The organism is Affinirhizobium straminoryzae (genome assembly GCF_007004135.1).
In the GTDB taxonomy this organism is placed as follows: Bacteria; Pseudomonadota; Alphaproteobacteria; order Rhizobiales; family Rhizobiaceae; genus Neorhizobium; species Neorhizobium straminoryzae.
In genome coordinates this window covers 53716-70051 of sequence record NZ_VJMG01000004.1, presented here as the reverse complement: position 1 = coordinate 70051, position 16336 = coordinate 53716, and the positions used below count along the sequence as shown (strand labels likewise).

At 63.3% G+C, this 16336-nt stretch carries 14 protein-coding genes; 8 read left to right on the top strand and 6 right to left on the bottom strand.

Translation table 11 applies throughout. The annotated features are described in order from the left end of the window. Window positions 1-3 precede the first annotated feature (3 nt). The 5 genes from FNA46_RS01425 (at window position 4) to FNA46_RS01405 (ending at window position 5914) form a co-directional block, all read left to right on the top strand. On the top strand, window positions 4-1473 hold the full coding sequence (locus tag FNA46_RS01425; RefSeq protein ID WP_142880557.1) for an aldo/keto reductase: 1470 nt from the start codon (window positions 4-6) through the stop codon (window positions 1471-1473). 169 nt (window positions 1474-1642) lie between these two features. Next, window positions 1643-2182 carry a gluconokinase gene (locus FNA46_RS01420; RefSeq protein WP_246102751.1) on the top strand — a complete coding sequence of 180 codons (540 nt, stop codon included), beginning with the start codon at window positions 1643-1645 and terminating at the stop codon, window positions 2180-2182. 113 nt (window positions 2183-2295) lie between these two features. Next, window positions 2296-3246, top strand: a complete 951-nt coding sequence (locus FNA46_RS01415; RefSeq protein ID WP_142880556.1) for a DUF1403 family protein — start codon at window positions 2296-2298, stop codon at window positions 3244-3246. Window positions 3247-3248: 2 nt separating this feature from the next. Continuing rightward, the gene (gene scpB, locus FNA46_RS01410; RefSeq protein ID WP_142880555.1) at window positions 3249-3902 is read left to right on the top strand and encodes an SMC-Scp complex subunit ScpB; all 654 of its coding nucleotides are present in this window, start codon (window positions 3249-3251) and stop codon (window positions 3900-3902) included. A gap of 140 nt (window positions 3903-4042) precedes the next feature. Further along, the gene (locus FNA46_RS01405) at window positions 4043-5914 is read left to right on the top strand and encodes an adenine deaminase (RefSeq protein ID WP_142880554.1); all 1872 of its coding nucleotides are present in this window, start codon (window positions 4043-4045) and stop codon (window positions 5912-5914) included. A 96-nt stretch (window positions 5915-6010) separates the two neighbouring features. Here the strand turns inward: FNA46_RS01405 and FNA46_RS01400 are convergent, their stop codons facing one another. From FNA46_RS01400 to FNA46_RS01385, 4 genes are all read right to left on the bottom strand, one after another. Beyond that, window positions 6011-7081, bottom strand: a complete 1071-nt coding sequence (locus tag FNA46_RS01400) for an ABC transporter ATP-binding protein (RefSeq protein ID WP_142880553.1) — start codon at window positions 7079-7081, stop codon at window positions 6011-6013. A 7-nt stretch (window positions 7082-7088) separates the two neighbouring features. Next, window positions 7089-7877 carry an ABC transporter permease gene (locus FNA46_RS01395; RefSeq protein WP_425468653.1) on the bottom strand — a complete coding sequence of 263 codons (789 nt, stop codon included), beginning with the start codon at window positions 7875-7877 and terminating at the stop codon, window positions 7089-7091. 4 nt (window positions 7878-7881) lie between these two features. Beyond that, window positions 7882-8709: an ABC transporter permease gene (locus tag FNA46_RS01390; protein ID WP_142880551.1), complete on the bottom strand. Its 828-nt coding sequence runs from the start codon at window positions 8707-8709 to the stop codon at window positions 7882-7884. A gap of 186 nt (window positions 8710-8895) precedes the next feature. Further along, a complete protein-coding gene (locus FNA46_RS01385; protein ID WP_142880550.1) occupies window positions 8896-9936 on the bottom strand; it encodes an ABC transporter substrate-binding protein in 1041 nt (346 codons plus the stop codon). A gap of 538 nt (window positions 9937-10474) precedes the next feature. Between FNA46_RS01385 and repA the strand changes: the two genes are divergently transcribed. From repA to repC, 3 genes are all read left to right on the top strand, one after another. After that, a complete protein-coding gene (gene repA / locus FNA46_RS01380) occupies window positions 10475-11662 on the top strand; it encodes a plasmid partitioning protein RepA (protein ID WP_142880549.1) in 1188 nt (395 codons plus the stop codon). Between the two features lie 72 nt (window positions 11663-11734). After that, window positions 11735-12718 carry a plasmid partitioning protein RepB gene (gene repB, locus FNA46_RS01375; RefSeq protein ID WP_142880548.1) on the top strand — a complete coding sequence of 328 codons (984 nt, stop codon included), beginning with the start codon at window positions 11735-11737 and terminating at the stop codon, window positions 12716-12718. Between the two features lie 162 nt (window positions 12719-12880). Further along, a complete protein-coding gene (gene repC, locus FNA46_RS01370; protein WP_142880547.1) occupies window positions 12881-14161 on the top strand; it encodes a plasmid replication protein RepC in 1281 nt (426 codons plus the stop codon). Between the two features lie 35 nt (window positions 14162-14196). Here repC and FNA46_RS01365 read toward each other — a convergent pair whose 3' ends face one another. Next, window positions 14197-15267 (bottom strand): Gfo/Idh/MocA family protein, encoded by a 1071-nt coding sequence (locus FNA46_RS01365; protein WP_142880546.1) that lies wholly within the window; start codon window positions 15265-15267, stop codon window positions 14197-14199. Then, on the bottom strand, window positions 15264-16286 hold the full coding sequence (locus tag FNA46_RS01360; RefSeq protein WP_142880545.1) for a Gfo/Idh/MocA family protein: 1023 nt from the start codon (window positions 16284-16286) through the stop codon (window positions 15264-15266). The genes FNA46_RS01365 and FNA46_RS01360 overlap by 4 nt, the downstream gene beginning before the upstream one ends. Between the last annotated feature and the right edge of the window lie 50 nt (window positions 16287-16336).

The following is a 16336-nucleotide window of genomic DNA, read 5'->3' as shown; positions in this document are numbered from 1 at the left end:
CTCATGCACGCCCGTCCCGAACGCACCCTTCTTGCCCCCGGTCTGGAGATCAGCCGTCTCGTCTGCGGCCTCTGGCAGGTGGCCGATATCGAGAAGGATGGCACGACCATCGATCCCGAACAGGGCGCCGATGCGCTGGAGGCCTATACCCGCGCCGGCTTCGACACGTTCGACATGGCCGATCATTACGGCTCTGCCGAAATCATCACCGGCCATCTGCTGAAGCGGTTTGCGGCAGGCAGTGGTAAGCCGCGCGCCTTTACCAAATGGTGCCCCGAACCCGGCCCGATGACGCGCGACATCGTGCGGCGCGGCGTGGAAGAGCGGTTGCAGCGCCTCGGCGTCGATAAAATCGACCTCTTGCAGTTCCACTGGTGGACCTTCGAGCATCCGGCCTGGCTGGATGCGCTCCACGAAATGCAGGCGATGAAGCAGGAAGGCCTGATCGGCGCGCTCGGCCTCACCAATGTCGATGCGGCGCATCTTTCGCTGGCGCTGGCCGATGGTATCGAGATTGCCAGCAATCAGGTTTCTTTCTCGCTGGTCGATCGTCGCGCCGCGGGCACCCTGTCGGATCTCTGCGCCAAAAGCGGCGTGAAGCTTCTCGCCTATGGCACGCTCTGCGGCGGCTTTCTTTCGGAAAAGTGGCTCGGCCAGCCGGAGCCGGCCTCCATTCCCGACTGGAGCCGCTCGAAATACAAGCGCTTCATCGATACGGCCGGCGGCTGGGAGCCCTATCAGTCGATCCTGCGCGCCGCCTCCGAGATTGCGAAAAGGCATGGCGTCTCGCTGTCGAATGTCGCGAGCCGTTGGGTGCTGGAGCATCAGGCGGTGGCGGCCACCATCATCGGCGCGCGGCTTGGCGAAAGCGAGCATCGCGACGACAACCTCAATGTCTTCCGGTTCGCGCTGGATGCGGAGGATCACGCCCTGCTGGATGCGGCTTTTGCAGGCACGAAGCCGATCCCCGGCGATTGCGGCGACGAGTACCGCAAGCCTCCCTTCCTGACGGCCTCCGGCGATCTCAGCCATCATCTCGATGCCATTCCGTCCGTCTATCAGGCCGAGCCGGTGCCGGGTCGCCCGGGTCGCCTGCGGGTTTCCTCAGGCAGCATCTGGGAGCCGATCGCCGGCTACAGCCGTGCGGTCCGGATCGGTAACCGCGTGCTTGTCTCCGGCACAACGGCAACCCACGGAACCGACCGTTGCGTGGCGCCCGGCGATGCAGGCGCGCAGGCGACCTATATCCTCGACAAGATCGCGGCCTCCCTTAATCCGCTGGGCGCCAAGATGGAGGATGTTGTCCGTACCCGCATCTACCTGAAGGACGCCGAAAAATGGGAGCCGGTGTCCCGCGCCCATGGCCGCGTGTTCGGCACGGTGCTACCGGCCAATACGCTGATCGAGGCCGGCAACCTGATCGGCGATTATGAGGTGGAGATCGAGGTGGAGGCCGTGATCGACGAGGCCTGACCGTCTCGTCTGCCGCGCACCGTTGTCCTTGGCGCATCCTGCCATATGTTGACCCCTGCCATGACAGCGGGCGATGCCTGCCGTCGAGCGAAGACAGATCGCAGAGAGGATCGGAACCGCCGTCTCCAGACGGTGGAGACCGACCGTAGCAGGAAGGACATCAAGGCCGATGACGACGACGGACGAAGGACAGGCTGTTGAGCTTCCCCTGCGCATGGTGCTGATGGGGGTGGCGGGTTCGGGCAAGTCCAGCGTTGGCGAGGCGCTCGCCCGGCGCACCGGTGCGCTCTATTCCGATGGCGATGATCTGCACCCCAGGGAAAACATCGAGAAGATGAGCCGCGGCGAGGCCCTGACCGATACGGACCGCTGGCCCTGGCTGACCCGGGTCGGCGAGCGGTTGGCCGGTGCCACGAAGCCGCTGATCGTCGGCTGCTCGGCGCTGAAGCGCATTTACCGCGACCATATCCGGCAAGAGGCTGGAGGCCCGGTGGTCTTCGTGCATCTCTCCGGATCGCGAGCGGTGATTGCGGCACGCATGGGGACCCGCACCGGCCACTTCATGCCAACCACCCTGCTTGACAGCCAGTTCGCGGCACTTGAGCCGCCGGGGCCGGATGAAAATGCCGTAACCATCGATATCGATCAGCCGCTGGACGCTGTGGTGGATGCCATCCTGGCGGCCTTGCGCGATCTACCGCGGGCCTGAAAGACGCCATTGCCTCTGTCTTTGTCGGAGGTCACACTGTTTCCGGTGCATGACGGCTGATGGTGGTCTTGCACGGACTGGCGCCTTCCCCGAAGCCGTCTATGCTTCCTGTCATGAGTCCAGCAGCCGATGTGCGCCCCGTCCCTGACCCTTCCTTCCAGCTGCCCGGCTGGGCGGGCCGGCGCGTTGCCGTCACCTCGGAAGCGGAGGCCGCCTTTCTGGCGGGGGCAGCCCTTCTCGCGCTCGACCGGGTGGTCCGGGCCGATTATCCCTGGGCCGGCGCATGGCGGCAACGTCTTGCCCTGCGCTCTGCCGTCTCTGCCGTGCGCCTGGCCGGGCGCCGCGAGGATGAAGCGGCCCTGCGCGACGGCTGGGTGCTGCGCCGTCCGGCCGACGAGCCCGGGCCTTCCGGCAATCTCTATGCCGCCTGGAAGCGGCTTGCGTCCCGCCCTCCGACACTGAACGAAGCGAACCTGCGGCAGGTGGTGTCGCTGCTCGATCTCCCATGGATCGATGAACTTTCGGGATTGCCCGCGCTTTGCGAAAGACTGCGTGTTGAAACGGCAAGCGCGCCCTCCGCCATGGCCCAAGGGATGGCCAGGGTTTCGGCACTGGGCGTCCCTTACGAACTGCTCGGCTGGTGGCTGGCGGATGCGCTGCTGGCCGAGATGATGCAGTGGCCCGCCGCGGTGCCGCTTTTGATGGCGGAGCGTTTTTCGCCCCGGCTGCGCAGCGAAGGCAGCCAGCGCCGCCTCCTGCCCGGAGAGGCGAATTTCGCTTCCGCGCTCTCGCTCGTTCTCGCCGATGCCGTGCGCCATGCTCTGACGCTGGCCGGCGAGATGGATCGGCGCGCCACGCGCCTGCTGGCGGTGGCACCCAAACTGCGCGCCAAGGGGGCAGGCGATGCCATCGACCTGCTGCTTGGCGAGGATGCCGTCTCTGGCTCGCTCACCACCCCTCGCCTCTCCCGCTTCGCCTCGCGCCGACTGTTTGACCGCCTGCTCGATCTGGAGGCCGTGCGGGAGCTTTCCGGCCGGCCCAACTTTCGCATCTTCGGGATCTGACCATGGCACGCACGCCTCGTCCACCCGATGTGCTGGATACCGACCTTCCCGGTCTGTCTCCAGAGGCGCGCTGGCGTGAATGGATGAACCGGGTGGAGGCGGTGATTTTTGCTTCCTCCGAACCGGTCGGCCGGGCGATGCTGGCACGCGTCGTTGGGCGTGACTGCGATCTCGACCGCCTGATCGAGGACATCCAGGCAGGACTTGCCACGCGGCCGTTCGAAATCGTCAGCATCGCCGGCGGCTTCCAGTATCGCACCCGGCCGGCTTATGCGGCGGCGGTGCGTGTCTCGGGTGCGCCGGTGTCGGCATCGCCGGGGCTTTCCCAGCACGAGGCAACGGTGCTGATGGTGATCGGCTACTTCCAGCCAGTGACGCGCAGCGAGCTCTCCCGCATCTTCGGGCGGGAGGTGAGCCGTGACACCATTGCCGCGCTCCGTCGGCAGGATTTTATCGCCGCCGGTCCCCGCAGCCCCCTTCCCGGCGCGCCCTACACCTATGTGACGACGCCGGCCTTTCTGGCCGCCTTCGGTCTCTCGAACCTGCGCGATCTGCCGGATCTCGAAATGCTCGAGGATGCCGGGCTTTTGAGCCGCCATCTGATGCGCAAGGATGCTCTGTCCGATCTTCTGGAAGGAGAGGTCGAGGAGGAATAGGATTCTTCACGGCCAACGGGAAGAAGCGGTTGCGACAGGCGTGTCCGGCCTTTATGCCGGAAGGCGAACGTGCCCGGACGACATTTTCTCCGTCGTCCCTTCCGGCTTCCCGCCATCCCGCCTGATCAGAAGAGGTCGCCATGCGCCCTGACGTTACTCCTGTCGATATCAATCCTGACTCCGCCACTGAAATCGCTATCCGCCAACAGTTGACGCTCGTTGCGCTTGGCAAGGCGCCGGCGGATGTGGCGCTTCGCGTCGGGCGGTTGCTGGATGTCGCGACCCGCTGTTGGTCCGAGGATCAGGAGATCGTCATCAAGGATCGGCGCATCGCCTATGTCGGGCCGGCCGGCAGCTATCCGGGCGAAGTCGCCCTGCGGGTGCACGAGCCGGACCTTGCGGCCGTGCCGGGGCTTGGCGAGGTGCACAAGCATATAGAAAGCTCGCATCTGACGCCGGAATGGGAGGCGGCGCTGGTGCTGCCGCGCGGCAATACCTGGACCTGCGAGGCGAGCCACGAGTTTTCCAATGTCAACGGCGGCAAGACGCTGGAGTTCTGGCTGAAGGCCCGCGAGGCGGGCTCGCCGCTGAAGATTTTTCCCCTGCCCGGCTCGGCCGTGCCGCCAACCGGCTACGAGCATGGCGGCGGATATCTCGGCTATGACGAGCAGAAGGCCTTCCTGAAGCAGAGCCTGATGGTGGCGGGCCTCGACGAGGTGATGGACTGGCCGGCGGTATGGAACCGCGACAACCCCTCCTATGACCGGCTCTGGGGCATGATCCGCGCCACCTTCGAGCAGCGCGGTGTGGTCGAGGGGCATGCTGCCGGCATTCGCGACCTGCCGACCATCAATGCCTTTGCCGCAGCGGGCCTTGCCTCCGATCACGAGGCCTGGACCTTCGAGGAGTTCTGGGACAAGCTTTCGCATGGCCTGTTCATGGAACTGCGACCTCACAGCCTGCCGGACGTGATCACGGGGCTGCTTCAGCGTGGTCTTTCCGACTGGTCGCAGATCGCCTTCACGACGGATGATCGCAGCGCCTCCGATACGCTGAAGCTCGGCGCGACGGATTACAATGTGCGGCTTGCGATCGAGTCGGGGCTTGCCCCTGAAATTGCCATCCAGTGCGCGACGATCAACCCCGCGCGCCACATGCGCCTCACGCCCTGGGTCGGTTCGATCGCTCCCGGCCGCTATGCCGATATCGTGTTGCTGTCGAATGTCGAGCGCTTCGAGATCGCCAAGGTCTGGGCGGATGGGCGACAGGTTTCCGAGGACACGCGTTATCTGCCGGATGTGCCGCGCATTGACTGGCCGGACTGGGCGACGAAGACGGTTAATATCGGCCGGCCGCTGGTCGCTGCCGATTTCGCCATCGCCGCCGAACCCGGTCGTGCCACCATGCAGGCCGCCGTGCTGCGCCCCTTCCACTGGGCGGATGATTTTCTCGTTTACGAGCTGCCGGTTGAGGACGGGCTGGTGCAGCGGGATGCCAGCCGCAACATTACGAAATTCTCGGTAGTCGATCGCTTTTCCGGCCAGGCTGCGGTGTCGAAGATGTTCTGGATCGGCTGCGGCCCGCGGACGCCCGATACGGCGCTTGCCTGCTCCATGGCGCATGACAAGCATAACATCTGGTGCGTCGGCTCCTCCGATGCGGCCATGGCGCTCGCCGTCAACGCGATTGCCGACAATGATGGCGGCTGGGCACTGGTGCGGGAAGGCCAGGTCGTCGCGACCGTGCGCTATGAGGTGGCCGGCCTGATGACCTGCCGGGCGCCGGAAGCTCTGCATGCCGAGATGCAGGCGCTTTATGCCGAGGGCGACAAGATCGACTGGATGTACGAGCCGACCTTCAGTCCGCGCTGGTTCCCCGGCTTTCCCGAGCGGCTGGCCTTTGCCACGCTGACCTGCGCCCCCTGGCGCTGGGTTCTTGTGGCGCCCTCCGACTACGCACCGCAAGGTCTCGTCAACGTGCAGACCGGTGCGGTTCAGCCGGTGGTGTTCTGACCATGAAAAATGGCCCGTGCGCTTTCAAGCAAAATCGATGCTTGAAAGCGCACGGGCTGTCGACTGCGAAAATGACGGCGGATCAGCCGCCCGGACTCAGTCTTCTGGCGGCAGAATGCAGCACTGTTCCGGCACCGGCGAAAGGATTGCCGAACTGCCCGGTTCCAGCGGTTCGGTCAGCGGCCCGTTGCCGAGATAATCCCCGCCCGGCGTGCTGCATTGATACTGATAGGCGCGGCCGAGATAGGTGCGGATGCCGAGCGTGACGGGGATCCCCGCCGGCCTCCCCTCCCCTGCCCGTGTGACGGCAAGACCATCCGGGCGGGCCGCCAGCACGAAACGATCCGGGATTGCCCCGAAGGCATCCTGCGACAGCGTCAGCGTGGCGCCGGCATCGGTTTGCGCCGTCACCGCCCCGCCGTCGCGCGCGCTCACCCGCATCGGGATCAGGTTCTCGAAGCCGACGAAACGGGCGACAAAGCTGTTGGCAGGGCGCTGGTAGAGCACTTCCGGCCGGTCGAGCTGCATGATGCGGCCGGCATTCATGATCGCCACGCGGTCGGAAATCGAGAATGCCTCTTCCTGGTCATGCGTGACATAGAGCGAGGTCGTGCCATTGGCGCGCTGCAGCCGGCGGATCTCCACGCGCATATCGACGCGCAGCTTGGCGTCGAGGTTGGAGAGCGGCTCGTCGAACATCAGGAGCGGCGGTTCGATGACGAGTGCGCGGGCAAGCGCCACCCGCTGCTTCTGCCCGCCGGACAGCGCGGCCGGCATGCGCTCGGCAAAGCTTGCCAGTCCGACGCGCTCCAGCATCGCATCCGCCTTTTTCAGCCGCTCGGCGGCGCCGAGGCCACGCTGCTTCAGGCCGAAGGCCACGTTGTCACGCACGGACAGATGCGGAAAGAGCGCATAATTCTGGAAGACGAGGCCGATATTGCGCTGGTGGGCCGGAAGGCGGGTCAGATCCCGCTCGCCGAGCCGGATGCTGCCGCTGGTGGGCTCGAGAAAGCCGGCGACGAGACGCAGCGTCGTCGTCTTGCCGCAGCCGGAGGAGCCGAGCAGCGAGACGAGTTCGCCGGCTGCGACGGCCAGCGACAGGTCCTTCAGAACCTGCGTGGACCCATAATGGGCGGTTACGGAATCAAGGGTCAGCGATACGGTCACGGTCAGGTCACTTTGTCAGGAAGGTCAGGCCGAGGGTGGCTTCGACGATGGCCATGACGCCGACCGTCAAAACCATCAGGAGCACGGAAACGGAGGCGATGGTGGGATCGAAGAACTGTTCCATATGGGCAAGAATCTGGATCGGCAGGGTGGAAATCCCCGGCCCGGTCAGGAACAGCGAAACGGAGACGTCGTTCATCGAGGTGATGAAGGCAAGGATGAAGGCGGCGATCACGCCGGCGCTGATATTGGGCAGCACCACGGTGAAGAAGGTCTTGAGCGGCGGGCAGCCGAGGCTGATCGCGGCTTCCTCGATCGAAAAATCGAAGGAGGCGAGGCTCGCCCCCACCACCCTCACCGCATAGGGCAGCACCAGCAGTGCATGGCCGAGCAGCAGGACGAGAAAGACCGGAAGTCCGAGGCTGATGGTGACGGATTTCAGCAGTGAAAAGCCCAGCACGATTTCCGGCACCAGGATCGGCAGCACGAAGACATTCGCAAGCCAGGACGGCAGCCGGATGCGGAAGCGGTTCAGCGCATAGGCGGCGGGAATGCCGATCAGCAGCGCGAGTGCTGTTCCAAGCATGGCGATCTGCAGGCTGGTGATCGCCGTGGTGCGAAAGGCGCTGATCTCGAAGATGTTGGTGAACCAGCGCAGGGTAAAACCCTGCGGCGGAAAGGTGAGATAGCTGGTATCGCTGACGGCAGCGCCAAGGATGATGAACAGCGGTGCCACGAGGATCGCGAAGATCAGGCTGGCGGTGATGGTCAGGGCAGGATGCAGGCTGGTGCGCATAATGTCAGGCCGCCAAGGGGTTCAGGCGGCGTGCAAGCCGCGTCATGACAAGAACGATCGCGATGGTGACCACCACCATGATCGCGGCAACGGTGGAGGCGCCTGTCCAGTCGAAGGTCACCATGGCGCGCTGGTAAAGCAGCGTGCCCATCATCATCTGCCGTTCGCCGCCGAGCAGCTGCGGCGTGGCGTAAGAGGTGAAGCTGCCGGTAAAGACCAGCACCGCGCCGACAATCAGGCCCGGCATGGCCAGCGGCAGGATCACCTGGCGGAATACGGCAAACGGAGCCGCGCCGAGCGAGCTTGCCGCTTCCAGCACATCCTTCGGAATGCCTTCGAGAACGCCGGACAGGGTGAGGATCATCAACGGGACGAAGAGATAGACCATGGCGGCAATCACCGCGCCTTCGGTGTAGAGCATCGAGATCGGCTCGGCGATCACCCCGAGTGCCAGCAGCGCGCTGTTGATGATGCCGTTCTTGCCAAGCAGGATCAGCCAGGCGAAGGAGCGCACCACCACGCCCGTCAGCAGCGGAAAGACGGCGGCGATGATCATGATGCTTTTCAACCGGCCCGGCATCTGCGCCACCACATAGGCCGCAATGAAGCCGAGGACGACCGAGATCACCGTGGTGATGAGCGAGACTTCCACCGTTCGCCACAGTACCGTGCGACGAAAGCCGCTATTGAAGAAGGCAAGATAGGGGGCTGCCCAGCCCTTCGCATCGGCAAAGGTGGCAAGCAGCGTGGCGCCCACCGGCAGGATCAGCAGAAGAAGGACCAGAAGGCTCGCCGGAACGACGAGGATCCAGGGGGTTAAACGTTTCACCATCGCTTGCTCGGATGGCTCATCCAGGATCCCTTGCGGACGGATGCAGCCTTGATTGGAATGTGGAATGAACTTTGGTACGCGCCCTGCGGCGGCTTTGCGACACAATGGCGCAATTGACTGCGTCATTCAAGCAGGCGGCCCGGCTTTTGCCGGGCCATCCCGTGGGCAAATCGGGCTTTTGCACGCTCAGCGGCTAAAGATTTCGTTCCAGCGGTCGAGCCAGTCGGTCTTGGCTTCGTTCAGCTTCTGGTAATCGAGACGGTTCAGTTTGCCGATCATCTCCGGGCCGTAGGTCCACAGCTTGGCCTGATCCGGTGTCAGCCTAACCTTGGTGGAAACCGGGGCGTCGACCCCCTGCTCCGCTTCGATCTGCTGGACATCCTTCGACAGGATGAAGTTGATGAACTGGTGGGCGAGGTCGACATTCTCCGACCCCTTGGGAATGTTGACCGTATTCAGCGTTGCAATGTCACCGTCGGACAAGGCGGCCCAGGTCATGGTCGGCACGGCGGCCTTCATCGAGGCAAGCGTGAAGTCCTGGGCGATGGCAACCTTGGCCTCGCCGGTGGAAATGAGGTTCACCAGTTCGGAGCCGGTGTTGTAGTTCTTGGCGACATTGGTCTTCAGCCCGCCGACGGCTTCGAAAGCCTTGTCCGCATTGGTGAAGGGATCGACGCCGGCATGCTTGGCAGACTGCAGCACAACCATCGGGCCTGCCGTCGTGGTAATGCCGGGCAGCGTGATGGCCGACTTCAGGTCCGCGCGCCACAGATCATTCCAGGCCGTGATCGGCGGATTGACCTTGGCCGAATCGTAGACGATGCCGACGCGGCCGATGGTGTAGGCCGGACCATAGCCGCCCTGCGGATCCTTGGCGAGATCATAGAGATCGGCAAGGTTCGACAGCTTGGCAGCGTCGACCTTCTGGAACAGACCTTCGGCAATGCCGATCTGCGAATAGCTGTCGGTAAGATAGATGACATCGACGCCCTTGCCACCACGCAGCTTCAGCTTGTTGAGGCGATCGGCATTGTTGCCGGTCTCGAAAACGATGTCGCAGCCGCAGATCTTCTTGAAGGGCTCTACGATATTGGCGTTCAGCTTGTCACCGTTATAGCCCCACCAGGAGATGGTCAGCGTCTTGGCTTCAGCCATGCTGGAGGTCGCGGCAGCCAGCGCGACACCGAACGCCAGGGCCGAGGCGCGCAGGCGGGTCTGTTCAATCATGTGCGTGTGTCCTTCTAAGGGAATAAACCAAAAGGCTCGCGGATGCTCTCTTGCCCTCGGCGGCGCAATCTTAACGGGGGGCGTACCAATTTCAAGCTCAAGAAGAAGGCATGCATAATTATCATGCACTCATTCCGTTTTGCGACCAAAGATCTGTGGCTTGTCATGAAGGGGCCTGTCAGGAAAGAGCGTCGCTGACCGGCCAGGGCGCCTTCGTACAGGCCGACTGCTTGAATGGTGTGAACGTCTTGAAGTGGCCCCGCAGACTGGCCCATTCTGAGCTCAGCTTCCAGGCGAATCGGTGCCGACTGATTCTCTCGATTGCACGTGCGATTCGGCGCCTGATACCAACTCAGTGTGGTCCGAGGTGCCGTTTGCAGCGCAAAGGGGGGGTGATTCCGGCTCGGATTCCTGTGTGAGTCCGTCTCCCGGTCTTGATTCCCCGGCGCTTCGTCTTGCGCCGCCAATGGAATCGGCTCACAGTGACGATAATTGGTGGCTTATCGCCATATTATCGTGACTAAGGGCGAGCTGGACAATGAACGTGACTAAGCCGATGCGCGATCCTGTCGTCAGTTTTGCGGACACGATCCTGGATCAGGGCAGCGAGATTTCGACGAAACTTGACATGCTGCGCATCGAGAAGTTTCCGCCGAACGCGCAGAAGACGCTCCGGCAGTTTTCTCTGGCCGAGGTCGCCGATTTCGTCGGCGTCTCGCAGAGCTATCTGAAGAAGCTGCACCTGCAGGGCAAGGGCGTCGAGCCTTCCGTCACGTCGACCGGTCGACGGTATTATACGGCCAGCCAGATGAACGAGCTGCGCACGCTGCTTGATCGCGTTCCCCATCGCCGGCCCGGTGACAAGCTGCAGGTTATCGCGGTTGTCAATTTCAAGGGTGGATCAGGCAAGACCACGACCTCTGCGCACCTTGCGCAATATCTGGCATTGCGCGGTTTCCGGACGCTGGCCGTTGACCTCGACCCGCAGGCCTCGATGACGGCGCTCTATGGCATCCAGCCGGAACTGGACGAGAAGCCGTCCTTCTATGAGGCGCTGCGCTATGACGAGCAGCGGCGTTCGCTGTCGGATATCATCCAGCCGACCAACTTTCCCAATCTCGATATTGTGCCGGCCAATCTCGAACTTCAGGAATATGAGTACGAGACGCCGCTGGCCATGCAGCGCAAGGACTCCAGCGAAGGCAAGCTGTTCTATACGCGCATCGGCGCGGCTCTGGCCGAAGTGGAAGAGGATTACGATGTCGTGGTCGTCGATTGTCCGCCGCAGCTTGGCTATCTCACGCTGACGGCCCTGACGGCTGCCACCTCGGTGCTGATCACCGTGCATCCGCAGATGCTCGACATCATGTCGATGTCGCAGTTCCTGCTGATGCTGGGCGATATTCTGAAGAGCGTCGAAGGCGCCGGTGTTACCGTGACGCTCGACTGGTTCCGCTATCTCATCACGCGCTATGAACCGATGGATATTCCGCAGCAGCAGATGGTCGGCTTCATGCAGTCCATGTTCGCGCCACAGATGATGAAGAACCACATGCTGAAATCGACGGCAGTCTCCGATGCGGGCCTGACCAAGCAGACGCTGTATGAGGTGGAACGGTCGCTTTTTACACCGGCAACCTATGACCGTGCGCGCGAAGCGATGGATCTCGTCAATGCGGAAGTGGTTGATCTGATGCTGCAGGCGTGGGGTCGGCGCGTCGCGTGACGTTGTCAGCCGTACAGATGAGGGATTTATCGTTGTCGATCAACGATTTGCAGACGAAGTGGATGAGATGTCATGGCGCGTAAGGATGTCTTCGCCAACATCAACAGTGCAGAAAGCCCGCGTCCCGAGCGAAAGGCGACGCCTGGTTATGCCACGCGCGGTGCGTCGCGCTCGATGATCAGCTCGCTCGGCGAGCTTGCGGAGAAGGCGGCCAAGGCCGAGCAGATCCTGCAGGGCGAGGCGGTGGTGGAACTCGATCCGTCGCTGGTCGATGCCTCCTTCGTCTCTGACCGCATGGAAGATGACGAGGTTGCCTTGGCCGAACTGGTCGATGCGATCCGCGAGCGCGGGCAGGACACCCCGATCCTGGTGCGCCCTCACCCTTCCGCCGATGGGCGCTATCAGGTGGTGTTCGGCCATCGGCGCCTGCGGGCCGCCGCCTTGCTCGCCCGGCCGGTTCGTGCCGTCGTCAAGCCGGTGGTCGATGTCGATCACGTCATCGCGCAAGGCCAGGAAAACTCGGCGCGCGAAAACCTGTCTTTCATCGAACGGGCCACGTTCGGGCAGCAGCTGCTGGATCTCGGCTACGAACGCCGAACGATCCAGCTGGCGCTCTCGGTCGATGCGCCGATGCTGACGCGCATGCTCTCCGTCACCGGCCGTGTTCCGGCCCGCGTCGTCGCCGCCATCGGCACAGCCAAGGCCATCGGCCGCGATCGCTGGCTGGAGCTGGCGCAGCTGATTGAGCATCCGGACAATGTGGTGCGCGCAGCAAGCGCCATTGCGGAACAGGGCTTTGCCGCCCTGCCCTCGGAACAGCGATTCGAGCGCGTTCTGGCGCAGCTGAAGAAGCCGAAGGCTGCGCCACGCCGAAGCGGCGCGGTCTCTGCGTCGACCTGGCAGGCGGACGACAAGGCGCTGACTGCCGAATACAAGAATACCGGAAAGTCCTTTTCGCTTTCGCTGAAGGCCAGGGATGCCGGCAAATTTGGACGTTATCTCTCGGAGAACCTGGAACGCCTCTATCAGGAGTTCAAGGCGCACGAGAGCCAATGAGGAGACGGAAGCGGTAAAAAGAAAAAGGCCCCCAAGCGACCGAGGTCGTGGAAGCCCTTCTCGTGTGTAGCAACTAGAGAATCGCATTTCCCCGAATCCCTGTCAAGTCTTCACCGTCTGTTTGGCGGGCCGGTTTCTTTTGCCTTTTTTGAGGTGAAGGACATGGAGACGCATGCAATCACGACGCCCTTCGGGCGGCGGTCGGTTTCGCTCGCCCTTGTGAAGGGACAGATGGAAACCGCCGAGATCCGCACCGGCAAGGTGGCGGACAAATGGAAGGTGTTTCGGGATATCTCGGAGGCACGGGCGAAGCTTGGTCTTCAGGATCGCAGCCTGGCGGTTCTGCACGCGCTTCTGAGTTTCTATCCGGAGACCGAGCTTTCCGAGGAGAAGGGGCTGATCGTGTTTCCCTCCAACGAGCAGCTGAGCCTGCGTGCCCATGGCATTGCCGGAACGACGCTGCGCCGCCATCTCGGCGCGCTGGTGGAAGCTGGCCTCATTCATCGCAAGGACAGCCCGAACGGCAAGCGCTATGCGCGTCGTGAAACCGGTGGCGCGATCGAACAGGCTTTCGGCTTCAATCTCGCCCCCCTCCTCGCGCGGAGGGAAGAGATTGCGATGCTGGCCCAGACGGTCGCCACCGAACGCAAGGCGCTATTGGAAATGCGCGAGCGACTGACCATTTGCCGCCGCGATATCCGGAAGCTGATTTCGGCAGCTCTGGAGGAAGACCTTTCCGGCAACTGGGGTTTCGTTGAAAGCCAGTATGTGGCGCTCGTTGCCCGCCTTCCCCGCAAGGCAGACCCCATCACGCTTGCCGATCTTCTCGATGATTTTGAACTGCTGCGGGCGGAGGTCGTCAACCGGCTGGAAATTCTGGTAAAATCAACAAAAATAGACGCCAATGCCATCCAAAATGGCGATCACATACAGAATTCAAATACCGAATCCATCAGTGAACTTGAACCTGCTTATGACAGAAAGCAGGGCGCGATGGCCGTGATTGCGGGATCGGCGGATGCCGACAGCACAGATGCCGCCAAACAGGAGCCTGTGCCGCTTGGTACGAACCGACCGTCTGCTGCAAACGTGGCGATCAAGCCCCTGCCCTTGCCGATGGTTCTGCGCGCTTGCCCGGATATCGTGAATTACGGGCCGGGCGGCGAAATCCTCAGCTGGCGCGATCTGATGGCGGCCGCCGTGGTCACCCGCTCGATGCTGGGCATCAGTCCCTCGGCCTATCAGGAGGCGTGCGAGGTGCTGGGGCCGGAAGCGGCGGCGATCGTCATCGCCTGCATTCTGGAGCGGGCGGGGCAGATCAATTCGGCGGGTGGCTATCTGCGCAATCTGACCCGCCGGGCGCGGCAGGGAGAATTCTCGCTGGCGCCGATGGTGATGGCGCTTTTGCGGGCACAGGGCGGTGAGGGACGGAAGGTGGGTTAGGCCCGCGGCACGAAGATGCGTCGCGGGCCTTCGGATCAGGCGGGCATCCAGCCGTTGACGAGCGGATGGTCCGCAGCCAGCGGCAGCGTGACGATCGTCCTGTCGCGTGAAGACTGGTACATGGCCGTGATCAGTTCGAGGGAATGCAAGGCTTCCTCGGGTGAGGGCAGGTAGCGTTCTGCCGTGCCGGTGAGGCGGGCATGGATATCGGCGAACTGGCCGGCAAAGCGCCAGCTTTCCTCGGGCAGGGCCGAGACCACCGCATCGATTTCCGCCTGCCGGGCCGGATCGCGGACCTGAAAGGTCCAGGGACCTGCGCCGACATGATAGGGTTCGGTTCCCGACGTCATGGTGACGTGTTCGAAAATACCGCGAAAACGGGAGGTGCTGCCGGCCGCACCCAGCGTGATCGACGAACTGACAAGAGCGCCCTGATCCGTGCGCATGGAAATCGCCGCGCAATCCTCCGTTTCGATCGGGTTGACGCGGGTGTCGAGGAAGGCCGCAACCTCGGTGATGGCGCCGGCCAGATGCGTCACCAGATTGTGGGTGTGGATGGCATGGCTGACGATCGCTCCGCCAAGTTCCCCCTTCCAGGTGCCGCGCCAGCGTTCGGAATAATAGACCGCATCGCGATCCCAATGGGTTTCGAGCGCCAGCGCATAGGGTTTGCCGAGCAGTCCGCGCGACTTCAGTTCGTGGGCTGCGCGATAGCCGGGGCCGTAGCGGTACTGATAGACGGGAAAGACAAAGCGGCCTGCGGCGTCGGCTGCAGCGATCACCCGGCGCACATCGGCAACGGAACCGGCCAGCGGCTTCTCGCAGACCACATGCTTGCCGGCCGCCAGTGCCTTCAGCGTCATCGGAGCATGGAGGAGGGGCGGCAGGCACAGGTCGACAAGATCGACCTCCGGGTCGGCCAGCACGGCATCGAGATCGCCGATCGGCCGGCTTCCCGGCGCTTCCCGGGCGCCGTCTTCCGCACGCTGAGGGTTGAGGTCGCAGACATAGCGGACGTCGTAGAGTTCGGGCAGTTGCGCATAGCCAATGATATGGGCCTTGCCGATACCGGCGCCGGCGATGGCAACACGAATGCGTCTGGTCATGAGTGAAGGTCCTTTTCGGCAATCATCTGGGCAGTCAGGGCGAGTTCGGTGGCGAGGAAGGCATGGGCCTGCGGCATGGCGGTTTCCGTGCGGTTCTCGACATCCTCTATCAGACGGGAGAAGAAGGGCGTTCCGGCGCCGGCGGCCTGAACATGTTCGACCCCCTTGCCGTCAACGAGGAAGACGTGGTCCTGGCCAGGACGTCCGGCGATATCGACATATTTGCGCAGCTCGATATAGCCTTCCGTGCCGAGCAGGGTCATGCGTCCGTCACCCCAGGTCGGAAGGCCGTCCGGCGTCAGCCAGTCGACACGGGCATAGCCACGCCCGCCATTGCCTTCCAGCACCACCTCGCCGAAATCCTGGAACTGGGGACGGTCGGGATTGGCGACATTGCCGACATGGGCAGTCACGACGCGCGCCTCGGTCGAGCCGGTGAAATGCAGGAACTGGTCGAACTGGTGCGCGCAGATATCGGTGAGAATGCCGCCGAAGCGGGCGCGATCCCAGAACCAGGCCGGGCGCAGCGCCGTGTTGCGGCGATGCGGTCCGAGCCCCACCGTCTGGACCACCTTGCCGATGCGGCCCTCGGAGACCAGCCGGTCGGCAAGCGTCACGCTTTCCACTGTCAGGCGTTCGGAGAAGCAGACGGTCCAGTGCCGTCCCGTCTCGGCGACCGTCTGGCGCAGCGCGGCCAGTTGTTCGAGCGTGGTGCAGCCGGGCTTGTCGACCAGCACATCCTTGCCATGTCGCATGGCGGCGATGGCAATGCCGGCGCGGTCGCTATTGATGGCGGCACTCAGCACCATGCCGATGCTTTCATCCTCGAGGATCTGCTCGACGGAAAGGCGCGGCGCGTCCGGATAGGAATCGGCAAAGATCTGGATCGTCTTGTCCGGGGTTTCCTCGCCGGTCGCCCAGCCGGCCAGCGTGGCACCGGCGGCGAGAAGGCCGTTCACCATGCCGTAGATATGATTGTGATCGACGCCGATGACGCCGATCCGAAGGGGGATCGTCATCCAAATATCCTTTTTGATTGAGGGAAGGGGAAGATCAGGCAGGCCGCCGT